Here is an 18,992-nt window from a genome sequence, read left to right as displayed (position 1 = left end):
GGGTCTGGGAGACGGGGCGGATCACAGCTCGGCCTCCAGCACGGAATCGTCGTGCATGATGCGCACGAAGGCGTCTTCCAGGTCGGCGCCGCCGACCCGCGCCATCAGGGCCTGGGTGGTGTCCAGCGCCACGATCTGGCCGGATTTCAGCATCGCCACGCGCCCGCACAGGGATTCGGCTTCTTCCAGGTAGTGGGTGGTGAGCAGGATCGTGTGGCCGGCCTGGTTCAGGCGCGTGATGAAGTCCCACAGCGTGCGCCGCAGGTCCACGTCCACCCCGGCGGTGGGCTCGTCCAGGATGATCACGGGCGGGCGGTGCACCAGGGCCTGCGCCACCAGCACGCGGCGCTTCATCCCGCCCGAGAGCTCGCGCATGTTGGCCTCGGCCTTGTCCAGCAGCCCCAGGTTGTCCAGGATCTCGTCGATCCAGTCGTCGTTGTCGCGCAGGCCGAAATACCCCGACTGCAGCCGCAGCGTCTCGCGCACGGTGAAGAAGGGGTCGTAGACGATTTCCTGGGGCACGACGCCCAGCGACTGGCGCGCGCGGCGGAAGTCGCTCACCACGTCGTAGCCGCAGACCCGCGCGCTGCCCTCGGTGGCGCGGGACAGCCCGGCCAGGATGGAGATCAGCGAGGTCTTGCCCGCGCCGTTGGGGCCCAGCAGGCCGAAGAATTCGCCGTGCTCGACCGTCAGGCTGACGTCGCGCAGGGCCTGGAAGCCCTCGGGCGCGGGGCGGCCGCTCAGGCGGTCGCGCCAGGATCGCTGGCGCGGGGCGTAGATTTTGGAGACGTGTTGCAGATCGAGAGCGGGCATGAGCGGGCGATGCGCCACTGAAGTGGGCGCCATCGGACATTATAAGCGGTCGGGGGGATTGGACTGGCGCGGCCCTGCCCTTCATGTCCGCGTGCGGGCGTGTTTAGAAAGCAATCACTGCTTCGCGTTCAGCGCCTTGATCAGCCCGTCGATCCCGTTGCTGCCGATTTCGGCGGCGAACTGGTTGCGGTAGTTCTGGATCAGCCAGATGCCTTCGACGTTCAGGTCGTAGACCTTCCAGCCCGCGTCCGTGCGTTCCAGCCGGTAGTCCACCCCGATCGCCGGGCTGTTCGGCTGCGAGATCGTCGTGCGCACCACCGCGTCGTCGGCCTTCGGGTCGCCGCGGAACGGCAGCACCGAGATCGTCGTGCCCGCGGTCACCCGCGTGAACGCCCCGCTGTAGGTGCGGATCAGCGTTCCCGTGAACGCCTGCACCAGCGACTGCTGCTGGGCCGCCGAGGCCTGGCGCCAGTAGCGTCCGGCCGCCAGGCGGGTGGTCTTGTTCATGTCCACGTACGGCAGCGCGTAGCGGCGCACCAGGGCCGCGATGTGGGTCGGCTCGCCGCGCAGCGCCTGCGGGTCGGCCTTCACCGCGTCCAGCATGTTGTTCGCCACGGCTTCGAGGAAGTCGTTCGGCGCGGCCTTGGGGTCGGGGATGCGCTCGGCCGCGCCGGCGGATGCGGCGGACAGGGCCAGCGCGGCGCCCAGCAGGCACAGGCCGCCCGCCCGGCGCAGGACGTGCAGGAAAGAAGGAAAATTCATCGTCGTCTCCGTGTGGCGTCCGCCCGGGCGGGGCGGACGGTTCGGTGCCCGGGCCGGACGCGGCCCCGGGCGAGCGGTTTCATTGCGCGGGTGTTGCGTCCGGATCCTCGTAGACCGGCAGGCCCTGGTCGGCGGGTGCCGGCACGTGTTCCAGGGACTCCTCGGTGGAGGCGCGGCCGCCCTGCTGGCGGCTGTCCAGCATGGCCTTGCGGCGCTGCAGGTAGGCGTCGCGGATGAAGCTGTACTTGTCGAGCGCGATCTGGTCCACCAGGCGGTCGGCTTCCAGCAGGCTGGCGCGCGTGTCCACGATGTACAGGCCCAGCAGCGAATTGCGCACCGGCACGTTGTCGATGGCGAACACCGCGCTGGTGGGCGAGACCGGCGAAGCCAGGGACGCGGCGAAGGCCGCGCTGTCGCGCACCGTGCTGGGGCCGAGGAAAGGCATCACGAAGTACGGCCCCTGGCCCAGGCCCCAGACGCCCAGCGTCATGCCGAGGTCGTTGGGGATCCTGCGCGCTCCGTGCATCGAAGCGACGTCGATGCAGCCGCCCAGGCCCGCGGTGGAATTGAACAGCACCCGGCCGAACGTGTCCACGAAATCGCGGCCGCGCCCCTGCAGCAGGCTGTTGACGCCCGACCACACGTCGGCCAGGTTGCCGAAGATGTTGTGGATGCAGGTGCGCACCGGCCGCGGGGTGACGGTCTCGTAGCCCGTGGCGATGGGCTTGAGCACGGCGCGGTCCACCGTGTCGTTGAACCGGTACATGCCGCGGTTGTAGGATTCCCAGGGGTCGTTGGGCGAGGGATTGGGCACCTGGGCGCAGCCGGCCATCAGGGCGGCCGCCGCCAGGGCCAGACCCGCGCGGGCCGTCGGACGGCGGAAGTGGGGCGCGGCCGGCGTCGGGGCGGAGGGGTTCATGTCGTGTCTCGTGGAATCGGGATCGGGGCGGCGTGGACGTGCCGCGGGGTTTTTCGGCGTGATGCGGAACGGATGCGCAACGGTACGGTGCGAAAGCGCCGCGTACGGATGCCGCGTAGGGTGTGTAAAGGCGTATTGTAAGTGTAAAGGAAGCCGGTCAACGGGCGGGGGCCGGCGCGGCCGCGCCTGCGGCGTCCGGGCCGGCCGTCGGGCCTTTCGCCGTCGAGCCTTCCTTTTCGGCCGAGCTGTACAGGAACTTGCTGATCAGGTCCTCCAGCACCACCGCGGACTGGGTGAATTCGATCGTGCCGCCGTCGGCCAGGTTCTGGTCGTCGCCCCCCGGGGTCAGGCCGATGTACTGCTCGCCCAGCAGGCCCGAGGTCAGGATCGAGGCCGAGGAGTCCTTGGGGAAGGCGTAGGGCTGTTCCAGCGACAGCGTGACCGTGGCCTGGAAGCGCTGGTTGTCGAAGCCGATCTGCGCGACCCGCCCGACCACCACGCCGCTGCTCTTCACCGGCGCGCGGACCTTCAGCCCGCCGACGTTGTCGAAATGGGCGTGCACCTGGTAGGTGGGGGCGAAGGAAAAGGAGCTCATGTTGCCGGCGCGCAGCGCCAGGAACGCCAGGGCGACCAGGCCCAGCAGGATGAACAGGCCTACCCAGAAATCGGTTTTTTCGCGTGTCATGAATTCGTTCCGCAGGTTTCGGTTGGCGAACAACGGGTTCTAGTGGGCGAACATCAGCGCCGTCAGCAGGAAATCCAGTCCCAGCACCGCCAGCGCGCCGCTGACCACGGTACGGGTGGTGGCGCGCGAGACGCCTTCGGGGGTGGCGCGCGCCGTCCAGCCCTGGTAGAGGGCGATCAGGGTCACGACGACGCCGAAGACCAGGCTCTTGATGACGCCGTTGAGCACGTCGTCGATGACGTCCACCCCGTCCTGCATCTGCGACCAGAAGGCGCCCGGATCGATGCCGATCAGCATCACGCCCACGAACCAGCCGCCCAGGATGCCGACCATGGAAAAGACCGCCGCCAGGACCGGCATGGCGATCACCCCGCCCCAGAAGCGCGGCGCCAGGACCCGGCGGATCGGGTCCACGGCCATGACTTCCATGGCGGCGATCTGCTCGCCGGCCTTCATCAGGCCGATCTCGGCCGTCAGCGACGTGCCGGCCCGCCCGGCGAACAGCAGCGCCGTGACCACCGGCCCCAGTTCGCGCGTCAGCGACAGGGCCACCAGCAGGCCCAGGGCTTCTTCCGAGCCGTAGCGGTTCAGCGTGTAGTAGCCCTGCAGGCCGAGCACGAAGCCCACGAACAGGCCCGAGACGCCGATGATCAGCAGGGAATGGTTGCCGATGAAGTGGACCTGCTGGGCGGTCAGGCGCGGGCGGCGCAGCACCACGCCGCTGCGCGCCAGGATGGCCGCGAACAGGCGGGCGAAGGCGCCCAGGCCGGTGATCATGGTCATGAAGCCATGCCCCAGCGCGGCGATGCGGCTTGCGAGAACGCTCATGAACCCCTCCGGGCGGCGAACCAGCGTTCAAAGGCCGGCGTCAGGGGATAGTGGAAGCCGATCGGGCCGTCGGGCCGGCCTTCCAGGAACTGCTGCAGGTATTCGTCCTGCGAGGCCGACAGTTCCGCCGGCGTGCCCTGGGCGATCAGCCGGCCCTGGCCGATGAGGTAGACCCGGTCCACGATCGCGAAGGATTTGGCGACGTCGTGCGTGATCAGGATCGAGGCGCAGTCGAGCTGGTCCGTCAGGCTGCGGATCAGCTGCGCCGTGATCCCCAGGGAAATCGGATCCAGCCCGGCGAAGGGCTCGTCGTAGAGGATGAGTTCGGGTTCCAGCACGATGGCGCGCGCCAGGGCCACGCGCCGCGCCATGCCGCCGGAGATTTCCGAGATCCGCAGATGCGCGGCGTGCCGCAGGCCGACGGCCTGGAGCTTGTCCAGCACCCGTTCCAGGATCTGCTGCTCGGAGATGCGGGTGTGCTCGCGCAGCGGGAAGGCCACGTTCTCGAAGACGTTCAGGTCGGTGAACAGGGCGCCGCTCTGGAACAGCACGCCCATGCGCTGGCGCACGGCGCGCAGCGGCTCGCCTTCCAGGCTGGCCATGTCTTGGCCGAACACGCGGATCCGCCCGGCCTGCGCCCGCAGCTGGCCGGTCATGGCCCGCAGCAGCGTGGTCTTGCCCGAGCCCGAGCCGCCCATCATGGCCACCACCTGGCCCCGCATGGCCCGCAGGTCGATGCCGCGCAGCACGGTGAACTCGCCGTAGCCGAGCGAGACGTCATCGAAGGTGACAAGGGGATCGGAGGGGGTGTCGGTCATGGGAAGGGGCGGACGCCTGTCTGTCGTATGGATTGTACCCGGCTTGCCGCCGCGCACATCTCCCGGCGTCCCGGCAGGTTCGTCCGTCCCTCCGCAAATCCGTCACGGCACGCCCGCGCCCCGCGGGTCCGTCCTTCGCGGGTCCGTCCGGGCGGGGGCGGCGCCTCAACGCGGCAGGACCGACGCCCCCATCAGGTACTCGTCCACCGAGCGCGCGCACTGCCGCCCTTCGCGGATCGCCCACACCACCAGCGACTGCCCGCGCCGCATGTCCCCGGCGGCGAACACCTTCGCCCGGGAGCTGCAGTAGTCGTCCGTGTTCGCCCGCGCATTGCCGCGCCCGTCCGCGTCCACCCCGAACGCGTCCAGCACCGAGCGCACCGGCGACACGAAGCCCATCGCCAGCAGCACCAGGTCGGCCTGGATCTCGAAGCGCGAATCCTTCACCTCGCGCATCTTCATCTGGCCCGTGGCCTTGTCCTTCAGCCACTCCAGGCGCGTCGCGACCAGCTTTTCCACCTTGCCGCCCTTGCCCTCGAAGGCCTGGGTGCCCACCGCCCAGTCGCGCTGGCAGCCTTCCTCGTGCGAGGACGAGGTGCGCAGGCGGATCGGCCAGTAGGGCCAGGTCAGCAGCTTGTCCTCTTCCTCCGGCGGGCGGAACATCAGCTCGAATTGCGTCACCGAGGCCGCGCCCTGGCGGTTGCTCGTCCCCACGCAGTCCGACCCCGTGTCGCCGCCGCCGATCACCACCACGTGCTTGCCCTTGGCATTGATCGGCTTGGCGATGCGGTCGCCGTGGTTGATCTTGTTCTGCTGGCGCAGGAAATCCATGGCGAAATGCACGCCGCGCAGTTCGCGGCCCGGCACCGGCAGGTCGCGCGGCTGCTCCGAGCCGCCCGCCAGCACCACCGCGTCGTGCTGCGCCAGCAGTTCCTCGGGCGTCACCACCGTCAGGCCGTCTTCCGCGTGTTCCGGGCGGCCCACGTAGGTCGAGGGAAGGAACTCCACCCCTTCGGCCTCCATCTGCGCCAGGCGCCGGTCGATGTGCGACTTTTCCAGCTTGAAGTCCGGGATCCCGTAGCGCAGCAGCCCGCCGATGCGGTTGCTCTTTTCATAGACCGACACGCTGTGCCCGGCGCGCGCCAGCTGCTGCGCGCAGGCCAGGCCGGCCGGCCCCGAGCCCACGATGGCGACGCGCTTGCCGGTCTTGCGCGCGGGCGGCTGCGGCACCACCCAGCCTTCCTGCCAGCCGCGTTCGATGATGGTGTGCTCGATCGACTTGATGCCGACCGCCGTGTCGTTCAGGTTCAGCGTACAGGCCGCCTCGCAGGGCGCGGGGCAGATGCGGCCGGTGAACTCCGGGAAGTTGTTGGTCGACAGCAGCACGTCGAGCGCGCGCTTCCAGTCCTGGCGGTAGACCAGGTCGTTCCAGTCCGGAATGATGTTGTTGACCGGGCAGCCGTGGGTGCAGAACGGCACTCCGCAGTCCATGCAGCGCGCGCCCTGGATGCGGGCCTGCTCCTCGGTCAGCGGCGAGACGAATTCCTTCCAGTGGCGCAGGCGGGATTCCGGCGCCTCGTAGGCCGGCTTGACCCGCGCGAATTCCATGAAACCAGTGATTTTTCCCATGATGCGATGTTCCTTCAGGCGGCCTGGGCCTGGGTCTGGGTCTGGGCCGCCTGCCACAGTTCGCCCAGGGCGCGGCGGTATTCGATCGGAGTGACCTTGACGAAGGCGCGGCGCGCCTGGTTCCAGTCATCCAGGATTTCCCGGGCGCGGAAGCTGCCGGTGTGGCGGAAATGGTTTTCCACCAGGCGGCGCACGATCGCCTCGTCGGTCTCGCGCGCGCCGCTGCGCTCCAGGCTGTGCCAGAACTGCGGCTCGCCGGCCTGCCGCTGGGCCTCGTCGGTCTCCATCGGGTCCAGGCGCACCATGCCGGTGTTGCAGCGGCGCGCGAAGACCTGCTCCGGATCCCAGACGTAGGCGATGCCGCCGGACATGCCGGCCGCGAAGTTGCGGCCCGTCTCGCCCAGCACCACCACGGTGCCGCCCGTCATGTATTCGCAGCCGTGGTCGCCCGTGCCTTCCACCACGGCCGCGGCGCCCGAATTGCGCACTGCGAAGCGCTCGCCGGCCACGCCGTTGAAATAGGCCTCGCCGCCGGTGGCGCCGTACAGCACCGTGTTGCCGGCGATGATGTGGTCCGGGCCGAAGCCGCGGAAGTCGTTGGGCGAACGCAGGATCAGGCGGCCGCCCGACAGGCCCTTGCCGACGTAGTCGTTGGCCTCGCCCACCAGGTCCAGGGTCACGCCGTGGGCCAGGAAGGCGCCGAAGCTCTGGCCGGCCGCGCCGTTGCACTGGATGTGGATGGTGTCGTCGGGCAGGCCTTCGTGGCCGTAGCGGCGCGCCACCTCGCCCGACAGCATCGCGCCGATGGTGCGGTTGCGGTTGCGCACCGGGGTGATGAAGGAGACCTTTTCCCCGCGTTCCAGCGCCGCCTTGCTGCGCTCGATCAGCTGGTGGTCCAGCGCGTGCGCCAGGCCGTGGTCCTGGGCGTCCGTGTGGTGCACCGGGTCCTCGGTGGGCACCTGGTGGAAGATGCGGCCGAAGTCCAGCCCGCGCGCCTTCCAGTGCTCGATGCCCTTGCGCATGTCGAGCAGGTCGGCGCGGCCGATCAGCTCGTCGAAGGTGCGGATGCCCAGCTGCGCCATGATCTCGCGCACTTCCTCGGCCACGAAGAAGAAATAATTGACGACGTATTCGGGCTTGCCGCTGAACTTCTTGCGCAGTTCCGGATCCTGGGTGGCGACTCCCGTCGGGCAGGTGTTCAGGTGGCACTTGCGCATCATGACGCAGCCTTCGACGATCAGCGGCGCCGTGGCGAAGCCGACCTCGTCGGCCCCCAGCATGGCGGCGATGGCCACGTCGCGGCCGGTCTTCATCTGGCCGTCGGCCTGCACGCGGATGCGGCTGCGCAAGCGGTTCAGCACCAGAGTCTGCTGCGTCTCGGCCAGGCCCAGCTCCCAGGGGATGCCGGCGTGCTTGATCGAGGACACGGGCGAGGCGCCCGTGCCGCCGTCGTGGCCGGCGATGACCACGTGGTCGGCCTTGGCCTTGGCCACGCCGGTGGCCACCGTGCCCACGCCCACTTCCGCCACCAGCTTCACCGAGATCGAGGCGCGCTCGTTGACGTTCTTCAGGTCGTGGATCAGCTGGGCCAGATCCTCGATCGAATAGATGTCGTGGTGCGGCGGGGGCGAGATCAGGCCCACGCCCGGCACCGAATAGCGCAGCTGCGCGATGTAGTCCGTGACCTTGTGGCCCGGCAGCTGGCCGCCCTCGCCGGGCTTGGCGCCCTGGGCCATCTTGATCTGGATCTGGTCGGCGCTGCACAGGTATTCGGCGGTGACGCCGAAGCGCCCCGAGGCCACCTGCTTGATGCGCGAGCGCAGCGAGTCGCCCGCGGCCAGCGGGATGTCGGCGACGATGCGGTCCGGCCCCAGGACGGAGGCGATGGTGTCGCCCTTCCTCACCGTCGGCTTGCCCGCGCGCATCTCGGCGCGGTAGCGCAGCGCGTCCTCGCCGCCCTCGCCGGTGTTGGACTTGCCGCCGATGCGGTTCATGGCCACGGCCAGGGTGGCGTGCGCCTCGGTGGAAATCGAGCCCAGCGACATGGCGCCGGTGGCGAAGCGCTTGACGATTTCCTTGGCGGGCTCGACTTCCGACAGCGGGATGGCCTTGGCCGGATCGACGCGGAACTCGAACAGGCCGCGCAGCGTCATGTGGCGGCGCGACTGGTCGTTGATGAGCTGGGCGTATTCCTTGAAGGTCGAATAATTGTTGGCGCGCGTGGCGTGCTGCAGCTTGGCGATCGAGTCCGGCGTCCACAGGTGCTGTTCGCCGCGGATGCGGAAGGCGTAGTCGCCGCCCTCGTCCAGCGCGTTGGCCAGCACCGGATCGGCGCTGAAGGCCGCCTGGTGGGTGCGCAGGGCTTCCTCGGCCACCTGGAAGATGTCGATGCCCTCGATGTTGCTGGGCGTGCCGGTGAAGTATTTCTTCACCAGGCTGCTGTGCAGGCCCACCGCCTCGAAGATCTGCGCGCCGGTATAGGACATGTAGGTCGAGATGCCCATCTTGGACATGACCTTCTTCAGCCCCTTGCCGATCGCCTTGATGTAGTTCTCGGTGGCCTTGGCGGGATCGGTGAGCGCCGTCGGGGAACCGGGCTCGGCATGGGGGCCCACGCCCGCGGCGAGGGTCTCCAGCGCCAGCCAGGGGTGCACGGCCTCGGCGCCGTAGCCGCCCAGCAGCGCGAAATGGTGCGTCTCGCGCGCCGAGCCGGTCTCCACGATCAGGCCGGTGCGGGTGCGCAGGCCGGCGCGGATCAGGTGCTGGTGGATGGCCGAGGTGGCCAGCAGCGCGGGGATCGCGACGTGCTCGGCGTCCACGCGGCGGTCGCTGAGCAGCAGGATGTTGTCGCCGCTCAGCACCGCGTCGGCGGCGGTGGCGCACAGCGAGGCCAGGCAGGCCTCGATGCCCTCGGGGCCCCAGGCCACCGGGTAGACGATGTCCAGCTCGCAGCAGCGGAACTTGTCGCCCGTCTGGCGGCTGATGTGGCGCAGCTGGGCCATGGCGGCCCGGTCCAGCACCGGCTGGCTGATTTCCAGGCGCAGCGGCGGATTGACGTTGTTGATGTCCAGCAGGTTGGGCTTGGGGCCGATGAAGGACACCAGCGACATGACCATCTGCTCGCGGATCGGGTCGATCGGCGGGTTGGTCACCTGGGCGAACATCTGGCGGAAATAGTTGTAGAAGGGCTTGGGGCGGTCCGACAGCACGGTCAGCGGCGCGTCGTTGCCCATGGAGCCGATGGCCTCCTCGCCGTTCTTCGCCATCGGCTCCAGGATGAACTTGAAGTCCTCCTGGGTCCAGCCGAAGGCCTGCTGGCGGTCCAGCAGGCTGGCGGACGGCTCGGGCAGGTCGTCGGCCTTCAGGGGCGGCAGGGCGTCGAGCTTCAGGCGCAGGCGCTCGATCCACTGCGGGTAGGGATGCGCGTTGGCCAGCTGCGACTTGATCTCCCCGTCCTCGATGATGCGGCCCTGCTGCAGGTCGATCAGCAGCATGCGGCCGGGCTGCAGGCGCCATTTCTTGACGATGCGGTGTTCCGGGATCGGCAGCGTGCCGGCCTCGGAGGCCAGGATCACCATGTTGTCGTCGGTGATCAGGTAGCGCGCCGGGCGCAGGCCGTTGCGGTCCAGTGTGGCGCCGATCTGGCGCCCGTCGGTGAAGGCCACGGCGGCCGGGCCGTCCCAGGGCTCCATCAGGGCGGCGTGGTATTCGTAGAAGGCGCGCCGCGACTCGTCCATGTCGGCGTGCTGCTCCCAGGCCTCCGGGATCATGATCATCATGGCGTGGGCCAGGGAATAGCCCGACATGACCAGCAGTTCCAGGCAGTTGTCGAAGGTGGCGGTGTCGGACTGGCCTTCGTAGACGATGGGGTAGAGCTTGCTCAGGTCCTCGCCCAGCACGGCCGAGCGCATGGCGCCTTCGCGGGCGCGCAGCCAGTTGAAGTTGCCCTTGACGGTGTTGATCTCGCCGTTGTGGGCGATCATGCGGTAGGGGTGCGCGAGCGGCCAGGCGGGGAAGGTGTTGGTGGAGAAGCGCTGGTGCACCAGCGCCAGGGCCGAGACGGCGCGCGTGTCGCCCAGGTCGCGGTAGTACAGGCCGACCTGGTTGGCCAGCAGCAGGCCCTTGTAGACCACGGTGCGTACCGAGATCGAGGGCACGAAATATTCCTGGCCGTGCGCGAGCTGCATGCGCTGGATGGCGTGGCTGGCGGTCTTGCGGATGACGTAGAGTTTGCGCTCCAGCGCGTCGGGCACCATGATGTCGTGCCCGCGGCCGATGAAGAGCTGGCGGATGACGGGTTCGCAGGCCCGCACGGCGGGCGACATCCTCATGTCGCGGTCGACGGGCACGTCGCGCCAGCCGAGCACCACCTGGCCCTCGTCGCGCACGGCGCGCTCCAGCTCGCGCTCGCAGGCCAGGCGCGAGGCGGTTTCCTTGGGCAGGAAGACCATGGCGACGCCGTAGTCGTCGGGCGGCGGCAGGGTCACGCCCTGCGCGGCCATTTCCTCGCGGTAGAGCTGGTCGGGGATCTGGATCAGGATGCCCGCGCCGTCGCCCATCAGTTCGTCGGCGCCGACGGCGCCCCGGTGGTCCAGGTTTTCCAGGATCTTGAGGGCCTGCTGGATGACGGAATGGCTCTTGTGGCCCTTGATGTGGGCGACGAAGCCGACGCCGCAGGCGTCGTGTTCTTGTTCGGGGCGGTATAGACCCTGGGCGGCCGGCAGGCCGGGGGGACAGAAGGCGGGGTGGGTCATGGCAGGACTCGCGAGGCGGAATACGGACGCCGTTCCGAACGGCGGAAGGAGGAAATTACCGCCCCAAGTCCTTGGTGACAATAGGATTTTTTGTTGATGTGTCCCTATTTATGAATTGGGCTCATTGGATGCCTAATATATAGGGACATATCAAATCACATGAAATATAGACATTGTCCTCGACAGCTGTTTTTCAGCTTCAGGGAAAATCCCGATGGAAAGGCCGAGGATTTTTTTGCCGCCGGGCCGTCCCAAGGCAAAAAGCCCCCCCTTGGGGGGCAGCAAGCGGCCGCAGGCTGCGCAGCGTGGGGGCCTTTTCTGCCGCCGGGCCGTCCCAAGGCCCGCCCCCTTGGGGGATGAGACCGGACACAGGCCAGTCCCGGCGGACTGGCCTGTGCCTGGCGAATTGCGGTTTTACCTGTCCCGCGGCGCGCCCTGCGCCAGGGCGTCGAGGATCTGGTCCAGGGTCAGGCTCACGCCGCAGCGGCGCGCGACGTGGGTGACGGCCATCTGGTGGTCTTCCGCGCTGAAGTCGGCGCAGGCGTCGATCGCCAGGAAAGGCTGGATGTCCTGCATGAAGGCCTCCAGCGCGGTGGCCAGGCAGCCGATGTGGGCGTAGACGCCGGTGATGATGAGCTGGTCGCGGCCCAGCGCGCGCAGGCGTTCCCGCAGGTCGGAGCGCTGGAAGGCGCTGTAGCGCCACTTGGTCAGCACGGTGTCCCCCGGGCGCGGGCGCAGGGCCGCGACGATGCGCGCGCCCGCCTGATGTTCCGGCGCGGTCAGGCCCGGTCCCCAGAAGTCGTTCAGCAGCGCGCGGTCGGCCTCCGGCTGCACCGGCGGCTGGGCGGTGTAGAACACCGGGATGCCGAGGTCGCGGCAGCGGTCGCGCAGGTGGACGATGGCGGTGATCAGGTCGGGGATCGGCGCCTGCGTCACGTCGTACTTGCTCAGGAAATAGTCCTGCATGTCGTGGATCAGCAGGGCGGCGCGGCGCGCCTCGGGGCGCCAGTCCACGCGGTTGCGCACGGGGGCGCGGGGCATGGCGTAGGAAGGCAGGGAGGGGATGGTCATGAAGCGAAGCTCCGAGAGTTCAAAGGAGCCCCAGTGCGTCCAGGACGGTGCGCAGCTTGTTGCCTGTTTCCTGGTATTCGAGTTCGGGGACCGAACCGGGAACGATGCCCGCGCCGGCCGACAGGGTGAGCCGGCGGCCGCTGGCGTGGGCGCAGCGGATGGCGACCGCCCAGGCGCCGTCGCCGGCGGCGTCGCACCAGCCGACGGCGCCGGCGAAGTAGCCGCGCTCGAAGGGTTCCAGCGCGGCGATGGCGCGCCGGGCGTCCGCCGTGGGCAGGCCGCAGACGGCCGGGGTGGGATGCAGGGCGATGGCCAGGTCCAGGGCGCTGATGGCGGGATCGGCCAGCTCGCCTTCGATCGGGGTGCCCAGGTGCCAGAGCCGCGCGGTCGAGGTCAGGCCCGGCTGCGCGGGCACGTCCAGCGTACGGCACAGCGGCCGCAGCGCGGCCTCGATGGCCTCGACCACGACGGCGTGCTCCAGCCGGTCCTTGGGCGAGTCCAGCAGCGCCCGGGCGATGCGGGCGTCCTCGGCGGCGTCGGGGTGGCGCGCGGCCGTGCCCGCCAGGGGATGCACGCGCACCCGGCGGCCGTCCCGGCGCACCAGCAGTTCCGGGCTGGCGCCGAGGAAATAATCCTGCTCGTTCCCGGACACGGGCAGCGCGTAGGTGTGGCCGTGCGGGCTGGCCCGCCACAGCCGCGCCAGGACCTCGGCCAGGTCCAGGGGCCGGTCCAGTTCCAGCTCCAGGGTGCGGGACAGCACCAGCTTGCGCAGGCCGTCGCCCCGGCCCAGGCGTTCCAGCGCCGCGCGCACGCCGCGCTCGTAGCCGGACTGGTCGGGGTGTTCCCGGCGCCCGCGGATGGCGCCGCGCCGCGCGGCCGGCGGTTCGCCCGGCGCGGCGATGCGCCGCAGCGTCCGCGGCACGCGCAGCAGGGCCGGCGCCGGGCCGGCCGGGTCGTAGGGCAGCAGGCCCAGCAGCAGGGGACGCGCGCCGTCCTCTGCGGCGTCCGGCGCGGGCGCGCCCGCCGCGGCGCGCAGTTCGGCCGCCTGCGCGAGCAGGCGGGCGCCGCAGCCGGCCACGTCCTCGCGCGGGGCGGCCTGCAGCAGGCAGCCGCGGGCGAGAAACCCCCGGTCGTGCGTGGTGAACAGGCTGTCGCCCGGCCGGAAGCCGGCCAGGGCGCCGGTGCGCGGATCGGCGGGCGTGCGGGCGAGCATGTCCATGATCCGCGGCTCAGCGGCGGGCTTCGATGCGCACGAGGCGATCGCCGCGCGGGTCGTCCTTGCTCTTCTTCACCGTCACCCAGGCGGTGCCCTGCGGGTCCAGCGCGATGTGGTTCGGCGCGGAGCCGGTGTTCACCTGGGCCTGGAGGGTGCCGTGCTCGTCCACGACGGTGACGGTGCCCGCGCCGCGGTTGGCGACGTAGGCCAGGCGGTGGACCGGATCGAAGGCGACGTTCAGGGCGCCGGCGCCGGTCGCCAGGTGCTGCAGGACCCGGCCGTCGCGGGCGTCCAGCACCGTCAGGTCGCCGGATTTCTGGGCCGCCACGTAGATGCGCTGCGTCTGGCTGTCGACCGCGATGCCCGAGGCGCCCTGGACGCCGGGCACGGCGTAGCGCGCGGCCTGGCGGCCCGTGGCCGTGTCGATGGCGAAGACCTCGGCCGTGTTCAGGCTGACGGCGTACAGGCGCTGGTGCCCGGCGTCCAGCGCCAGGCTCATGGGCTTGGGCGCTTCGCCGGCGCCGGTGAGCGTGATGCCCGGCAGCGGCTGCAGCGTGGCGCTGTCGAACACGTGGATCAGGTTGGAGGCGGGCGAGGAGACGTAGGCGCGGTGGTGCGCGTCGTCGACCAGCACGTCGCGCGCGTGCGGCGTGGCGTCGTCGGGGAACTGCTTGACCAGGGACAGGTCCGCCTGCCGGTAGACGGCGACCGAGCCACTGCGGGTGTTCGTGGTCCAGATCTGGCTGCGGGCGTCGTCCACCGTCAGGCCGTAGACGGCCTGCACCTGGCCGTCCGTGCGGCCGGCCTGCAGGGCGGGGACGACGGAGGCGACCACGCGCAGGCTGACCGGATCGATGGCGAGCAGGCGCGATTCCTTCACCGGCGGGCGGCCGACGGCCGAGGTCGCATACAGCCGCTGGGTGCGCGCGCTGTAGGCGCTCTGGTAGACGCCCGGGGGCAGGTCGGCCGACCGGGCCGTGACGGACCAGGTCGGCACGGCCGCCGAGGGAACCATCGCGGCATGCGGCGCGGCCGGACCGGTGGCCGCGCAGCCGGCGGCCAGGGCCAGCGCGGTGCCGGCGAGCAGGACGCGGGCGCCGCGCCGCAGCGCCGGGTGGGAGAAGGGGGACGGGTTCATGCGGGTTCCTCGTGCGATCGAAAGGGGCGGAAATGGAAGATTCAGGCGGTTGCGCCGACCGGCGCCCCCTGGTCGGCCGTGCGCAGGCACGCGTCCAGGACGGGGGCGATGACGGCCGTCGCGGCGGCGCCCGGCAGCCCGGCGTGGGTGCTGTCCACCGCATGGCGGATCAGCGTGCCGACGTGCGGCTGCCACATGCGCGGGTCCAGGCCCGAATCGGCGTGGTCCAGCGCGGCCTGGAAATGCAGCGCCGCGCCCTCGTAGCGCGCGTGCCGATGGCGGCGCACCAGGCGGTTGGTGTGGCCGACGGTCTCGAAGACCGCGTCCAGCCGCGCGTCGGACAGCGCGCCCAGCGGGTGGCCCTGGGCGCGCAGGAAATCGACGACGCCGCGCCGGCTCAGGCGTTCCGGCGGCAGGGCGTGCGGATCGGCGCCGGCGATGTGCAGCAGCGCCTTGTACAGGTCCTCGGGGGCGGGCTCCGGGCGCTCGCGCCAGGCTTCGCAGGGGTAGGCGTCCAGCAGGGCGACGACCCCGACGGCCTGGCCGCGCGCCTGCAGTTCGACGGCCACGGCCTGCGCCAGGATGCCGCCCACGGACCAGCCGGCGAGGTGGTAGGGGCCTTCGGCCTGGAGCGACAGCACGCGCTCGGCGTAGGTGCGCGCCAGGGCGGCCAGGCTGTCGGCGGGCGGCTGGCCGTCCAGCGCCAGGGCGGGCGCCTGCAGGCCGTGCACCGTGCGCGGCGCGGGCAGGGCGCGGGCCAGGGCGCCGTAGCACCAGGACAGGCCGCCGGCCGGATGGATGCAGAACAGCGCCGGGCGGCCCGCGGCCTCGCGCAGGGTCACGACGGGGCCGAAGCCGGCCTGCGCGGCGCCCGCCGCGCGTCCGGCCGCGTCGTCCAGGTGGGTGGCCAGGCGCGCCACCGTGGGGTACTGGAAGACCGTGCCCAGCGACAGGTCGTGGCCGTCGCGCAGCGTCAGGGCCAGGCGCGCCGCCAGCAGCGAATGTCCGCCCAGGGCGAAGAAGTCGTCGTCCGCGCCCGGCAGCCCGGGCAGCGCCAGCACGGCGCGGAAGGCCTCGGCCACCCGGCGCTCGGTGGCGGTGCGCGGCGGCCGCGCCGCGCCCTGGCCCGACCGTTCGGGGACGGGCAGCGCCTTGCGGTCGAGCTTGCCGTTGGCCGTGACCGGCAGCGCCGCCAGCGGCACCCAGGCGGCCGGCACCATGTAGTCCGGCAGGCGATCGGCCATGTGGGCGGCCAGGGCGTCGCGGTCGAAGGCGCGGCCGGCCTCGGGCACCACGTAGGCCGCCAGCAGCGTCTGGCCGGGCCGGTCCTCGCGCGCCAGGACGGCCGCCTGGGCGACGTCCGGGTGGGCGGCCAGCACGGCCTCGATCTCGCCCAGTTCGATGCGCTGGCCGCGCAGCTTGACCTGATGGTCCAGGCGCCCCAGGTAGACTACGGCGCCGTCCTCGCGCCGCGTGGCCAGGTCGCCGGTGGCGTACAGCCGGTCGTCGGGCAGGCCGGGCGGGGCCGGGACGAAGCGTTCGGCCGTCAGGTCGGGCCGTCCCAGGTAGCCGGTCGCCAGCTGGCGGCCGCCCAGGTACAGCTGGCCGGGCGTGCCGGGCGGCACGGGCCGCAGGCGCTCGTCCAGCACGTGCAGCCGGGTGTTCCAGACCGGCCAGCCGATCGGGATGGGCTGGCTGTCGTCCTGGGCGCCGGCCGGCCAGTAGGACACGTCCACGGCGGCCTCGGTCGGGCCGTACAGATTGTGCAGCTCCGCCCGGATGGTGCGGTGGAAGCGGTCGCGCAGGGCGGCGGGCAGGGCCTCGCCGCTGCAGAACACCAGGCGGGCCTGCAGGCCCCGGGCGGCGGGCTCGTCCAGCACGGCCGCCAGCATGGACGGCACGAAATGCAGCACGGTGATGCGCCGTTCGCGCACCAGGCGGCACAGCCAGGCCGGGTCGCGGTGCGCGTCGGGCGGGGCGGCCACCAGGCAGGCGCCGCTCAGGAAGGGCAGGAACAGCTCCCAGACGGACACGTCGAAGGTCGCCGGGGTCTTCTGCAGGATGCGGTCGTCCGGTCCGATGGCGTAGTGCGCGCGCATCCATTCCAGCCGGTTGACGATGGCCGCGTGGGGCACGATCACGCCCTTGGGCGCGCCGGTGGAGCCGGAGGTGTAGATGACGTAGGCCGGGTCCTCGGGGCCGGCGGCCGGGCCTTCGCCCGTGTCGCGGCCGGCGGCGGGCCCGGGATCGGCCGGGGCGTCCGCCGCGCCCGGGCCGTCCGGCTCGTCGGCCGCGCCCAGCGCGTCCGCCGCCAGCGGCCGGGTGTCCAGCCCCGCGCACAGCGCGGCGGGGCCGATCAGGACGCGCGCGCGGGCGTCGTCCAGGATGCCGCGCAGGCGCGCGGCCGGCTGGCGCGGGTCCAGCGGCAGATAGGCCGCGCCGCTGCGCAGGATCGCCAGCAGGCACAGCACGCGCCGCGCCGAGCGCGGCAGGGCCACGGCCGCCAGCACGCCCGGGCCGGCGCCCAGGGCGCGCAGGCGGCGCGCGGCGCGCGCCGTCCAGGCGTCGATGTCGGCGTAGGTCCAGCTGCCGGCGTCGTCCTCCAGGCCGACGCGGCCGGGCTCGGCGCGCAGCCGTTCGTGGATGCGCGACCAGAGCGTGCCGGCGGGCACCGGGTGGGCGGTGCGGTTGGGAGCCAGCGCCCAGCGCTCGTGCTCGTCCGCCGTCAGGGTGGGCACGTCCGCCAGGCGGGGCGCGGCCAGGGCGGCTTCGAGGAAGGCCGTCAGGCGCCTCAGGTGGGCCCGGACCTGCTCCGGGGCGTACAGCTTGGGATTGGCCTCGATCTCGATGCGCAGGCCGCCGCCGTCGGGCGCCGCCCGGAAGCCGAGGGTCAGGTCCTCGACCGGCCCGGTGCACAGCACGGCTTGCGCGGCATCCAGGCCTGCGGCCGCGTAGGGTGCGTCGAAGGGCAGGACGTTCAGGATCGGGCCGTGCAGGCGCGGCAGGCCGCCCGGCAGCGCCAGGTCGCGGCGCAGGTGCTCGGCGCGGTAGCGGCTGTGGCGCCGCAGGCCGCGCAGCGACCGGGCGGCGTCCCGTACCGTCTCGGCCAGTGGAGCGTCCTCGTCCGGCGTCCAGACCCAGGGCAGCACGTTCATCACGGTCGCCACGGCCCGGGCGCTCCTGCTGCCCAGGCGGCCCATGGCCGGCACGCCCGATACGCATCCGGACGGCCCCAGATGGCGCGCCACGTAGGCGGCACCCAGGGCGGTGAGGATGTCGGGCCAGCTGACTTCGGCGGCCGCTTCCAGGGCGCGCAGCGCATCCGCCAGCGCGGCGGGCGCCTCGTGCTCCAGGCGCAGGCAGTCGTGGGCGCTGAGGGCCGATGCCGCGGCCAGGCTGGCGGCGGGCACGTGGCCCGCGCAGTGCGCCAGCCAGAATTCCCGGGCCTGCGCGCGCTTCGGGTCGGCGCGCCAGGCGCGGTCCTCGTCCCAGACCGGCGCCAGCGGCGCCAGCGGCGGTTCGCGCTCGGCGGCGCCTTCGCCCAGCGCCCGGTACAGGCGGATGGCGCGGCCTTCGATCAGGGCCATGCCGTAGCCGTCGGCGGCCAGGTGGTGCACGCGCTGGTACCACAGCGCCAGCGCCGGGCCGCACAGGAACAGGACCTGGCACGCGAGGGGATCGCGCAGGGGATCGACGGGGCGGCGCAGGTCGCCCCGGATCCAGGCGTCCGCCTGGGCGTGCGCCTCGGTTTCGGGCAGGTGGCGCAGGTCGCGGATCTCCAGGCGCGGCGCGCGCACGGGGTCGATGCATTGCGCCGGGCCGTCGGGGCGGTCCTCGAAGCGCAGGGACAGGGACTCGGCCTCGGCCAGCGCCTGGTTCACGGCCCGCTCGAAGCGCGGCACGTCCAGCGGGCTGCGCAGCGTGGTGCAGTGCGCCGGATTGAAGATCGGGTTGGCCGGGTCCAGGCGCTGGGCGTACCACAGGCCTTCCTGGGCTTCGGTCAGCGGCGCCCAGGCCGCGGCGGCGTCCGGCGCGGCCGTGGCTGCGCAGGACGCCGGCCGGGCGGGGATCGGATCGCTCATGCCTCGCGCGCCAGGCCGCGGGCCACGATCGCCCACCAGTGCGCCAGGGTGGCGTCGGCGGCCAGGTCGGCGAATTCCAGCTCCGCGCCCGCCTCGCGCCATTGCGCGGCGAGCTTCATGAGGCGCATGGAATCCAGGCCCAGGTCCATCAGGTTGTCGTCGTCGAGGATGTCGGAAGGCGATTCGTGCAGCATGCGGGCGATGTCGGCGCGCATGGATTCGAGGCTGAGGGCGGTCATGTCGGTGAGGGTGATCCGTATCGATGAAGGAGCGGCGC

At 71.6% G+C, this 18,992-nt stretch carries 13 protein-coding genes; all 13 read right to left on the bottom strand.

Annotation, left to right across the window (positions count from 1 at the left end; translation table 11 throughout):
- Window positions 1-21 precede the first annotated feature (21 nt).
- Window positions 22-813, bottom strand: a complete 792-nt coding sequence (locus tag BN940_RS00320) for an ABC transporter ATP-binding protein (RefSeq protein ID WP_043678873.1) — start codon at window positions 811-813, stop codon at window positions 22-24.
- Window positions 814-927: 114 nt separating this feature from the next.
- Entirely contained in the window at window positions 928-1,575 is a 648-nt protein-coding gene (locus BN940_RS00315) for an MlaC/ttg2D family ABC transporter substrate-binding protein (protein ID WP_043678870.1), read from the bottom strand.
- A gap of 79 nt (window positions 1,576-1,654) precedes the next feature.
- Window positions 1,655-2,494 (bottom strand): MlaA family lipoprotein, encoded by an 840-nt coding sequence (locus BN940_RS00310; RefSeq protein ID WP_084330426.1) that lies wholly within the window; start codon window positions 2,492-2,494, stop codon window positions 1,655-1,657.
- 157 nt (window positions 2,495-2,651) lie between these two features.
- Window positions 2,652-3,179, bottom strand: a complete 528-nt coding sequence (mlaD, locus tag BN940_RS00305) for an outer membrane lipid asymmetry maintenance protein MlaD (protein ID WP_043685348.1) — start codon at window positions 3,177-3,179, stop codon at window positions 2,652-2,654.
- 39 nt (window positions 3,180-3,218) lie between these two features.
- Window positions 3,219-4,007 (bottom strand): lipid asymmetry maintenance ABC transporter permease subunit MlaE, encoded by a 789-nt coding sequence (mlaE, locus tag BN940_RS00300; RefSeq protein ID WP_043678867.1) that lies wholly within the window; start codon window positions 4,005-4,007, stop codon window positions 3,219-3,221.
- The gene (locus BN940_RS00295) at window positions 4,004-4,825 is read right to left on the bottom strand and encodes an ABC transporter ATP-binding protein (RefSeq protein WP_043678864.1); all 822 of its coding nucleotides are present in this window, start codon (window positions 4,823-4,825) and stop codon (window positions 4,004-4,006) included. The genes mlaE and BN940_RS00295 overlap by 4 nt, the downstream gene beginning before the upstream one ends.
- A gap of 165 nt (window positions 4,826-4,990) precedes the next feature.
- On the bottom strand, window positions 4,991-6,454 hold the full coding sequence (locus tag BN940_RS00290) for a glutamate synthase subunit beta (RefSeq protein ID WP_043678861.1): 1,464 nt from the start codon (window positions 6,452-6,454) through the stop codon (window positions 4,991-4,993).
- A 14-nt stretch (window positions 6,455-6,468) separates the two neighbouring features.
- Window positions 6,469-11,208 carry a glutamate synthase-related protein gene (locus tag BN940_RS00285; RefSeq protein ID WP_043678858.1) on the bottom strand — a complete coding sequence of 1,580 codons (4,740 nt, stop codon included), beginning with the start codon at window positions 11,206-11,208 and terminating at the stop codon, window positions 6,469-6,471.
- Window positions 11,209-11,622: 414 nt separating this feature from the next.
- Window positions 11,623-12,279, bottom strand: a complete 657-nt coding sequence (locus tag BN940_RS00280) for an isochorismatase family protein (RefSeq protein ID WP_043678855.1) — start codon at window positions 12,277-12,279, stop codon at window positions 11,623-11,625.
- 19 nt (window positions 12,280-12,298) lie between these two features.
- Entirely contained in the window at window positions 12,299-13,498 is a 1,200-nt protein-coding gene (locus tag BN940_RS00275; RefSeq protein WP_052355494.1) for an isochorismate synthase, read from the bottom strand.
- Window positions 13,499-13,508: 10 nt separating this feature from the next.
- Window positions 13,509-14,633: a YncE family protein gene (locus BN940_RS00270; RefSeq protein WP_052355493.1), complete on the bottom strand. Its 1,125-nt coding sequence runs from the start codon at window positions 14,631-14,633 to the stop codon at window positions 13,509-13,511.
- Between the two features lie 41 nt (window positions 14,634-14,674).
- Complete coding sequence (locus BN940_RS00265; RefSeq protein WP_084330425.1) at window positions 14,675-18,715, bottom strand: non-ribosomal peptide synthetase; 4,041 nt, start codon at window positions 18,713-18,715, stop codon at window positions 14,675-14,677.
- Window positions 18,712-18,954: a phosphopantetheine-binding protein gene (locus tag BN940_RS00260; protein ID WP_043678849.1), complete on the bottom strand. Its 243-nt coding sequence runs from the start codon at window positions 18,952-18,954 to the stop codon at window positions 18,712-18,714. The genes BN940_RS00265 and BN940_RS00260 overlap by 4 nt, the downstream gene beginning before the upstream one ends.
- Window positions 18,955-18,992: the final 38 nt, after the last annotated feature.

The sequence above is a fragment of the Castellaniella defragrans 65Phen genome, assembly GCF_000612685.1.
Lineage (GTDB): Bacteria > Pseudomonadota > Gammaproteobacteria > Burkholderiales > Burkholderiaceae_B > Castellaniella > Castellaniella defragrans.
Note: the sequence above shows the minus strand (reverse complement) of the source record. Positions and strands in the feature narration are given on the sequence as shown.

What these genes read in the sequence shown, in the direction of transcription:
- BN940_RS00295 (WP_043678864.1), bottom strand. Translation starts at nt 4,825, where the DNA reads ATGACCGACACCCCCTCCGATCCCCTTGTCACCTTCGATGACGTCTCG.
- BN940_RS00280 (WP_043678855.1), bottom strand. Translation starts at nt 12,279, where the DNA reads ATGACCATCCCCTCCCTGCCTTCCTACGCCATGCCCCGCGCCCCCGTG.
- mlaD (WP_043685348.1), bottom strand. Translation starts at nt 3,179, where the DNA reads ATGACACGCGAAAAAACCGATTTCTGGGTAGGCCTGTTCATCCTGCTG.
- BN940_RS00270 (WP_052355493.1), bottom strand. Translation starts at nt 14,633, where the DNA reads ATGAACCCGTCCCCCTTCTCCCACCCGGCGCTGCGGCGCGGCGCCCGC.
- BN940_RS00320 (WP_043678873.1), bottom strand. Translation starts at nt 813, where the DNA reads ATGCCCGCTCTCGATCTGCAACACGTCTCCAAAATCTACGCCCCGCGC.
- BN940_RS00290 (WP_043678861.1), bottom strand. Translation starts at nt 6,454, where the DNA reads ATGGGAAAAATCACTGGTTTCATGGAATTCGCGCGGGTCAAGCCGGCC.
- BN940_RS00285 (WP_043678858.1), bottom strand. Translation starts at nt 11,208, where the DNA reads ATGACCCACCCCGCCTTCTGTCCCCCCGGCCTGCCGGCCGCCCAGGGT.
- BN940_RS00310 (WP_084330426.1), bottom strand. Translation starts at nt 2,494, where the DNA reads ATGAACCCCTCCGCCCCGACGCCGGCCGCGCCCCACTTCCGCCGTCCG.
- BN940_RS00265 (WP_084330425.1), bottom strand. Translation starts at nt 18,715, where the DNA reads ATGAGCGATCCGATCCCCGCCCGGCCGGCGTCCTGCGCAGCCACGGCC.
- mlaE (WP_043678867.1), bottom strand. Translation starts at nt 4,007, where the DNA reads ATGAGCGTTCTCGCAAGCCGCATCGCCGCGCTGGGGCATGGCTTCATG.
- BN940_RS00275 (WP_052355494.1), bottom strand. Translation starts at nt 13,498, where the DNA reads ATGGACATGCTCGCCCGCACGCCCGCCGATCCGCGCACCGGCGCCCTG.
- BN940_RS00315 (WP_043678870.1), bottom strand. Translation starts at nt 1,575, where the DNA reads ATGAATTTTCCTTCTTTCCTGCACGTCCTGCGCCGGGCGGGCGGCCTG.
- BN940_RS00260 (WP_043678849.1), bottom strand. Translation starts at nt 18,954, where the DNA reads ATGACCGCCCTCAGCCTCGAATCCATGCGCGCCGACATCGCCCGCATG.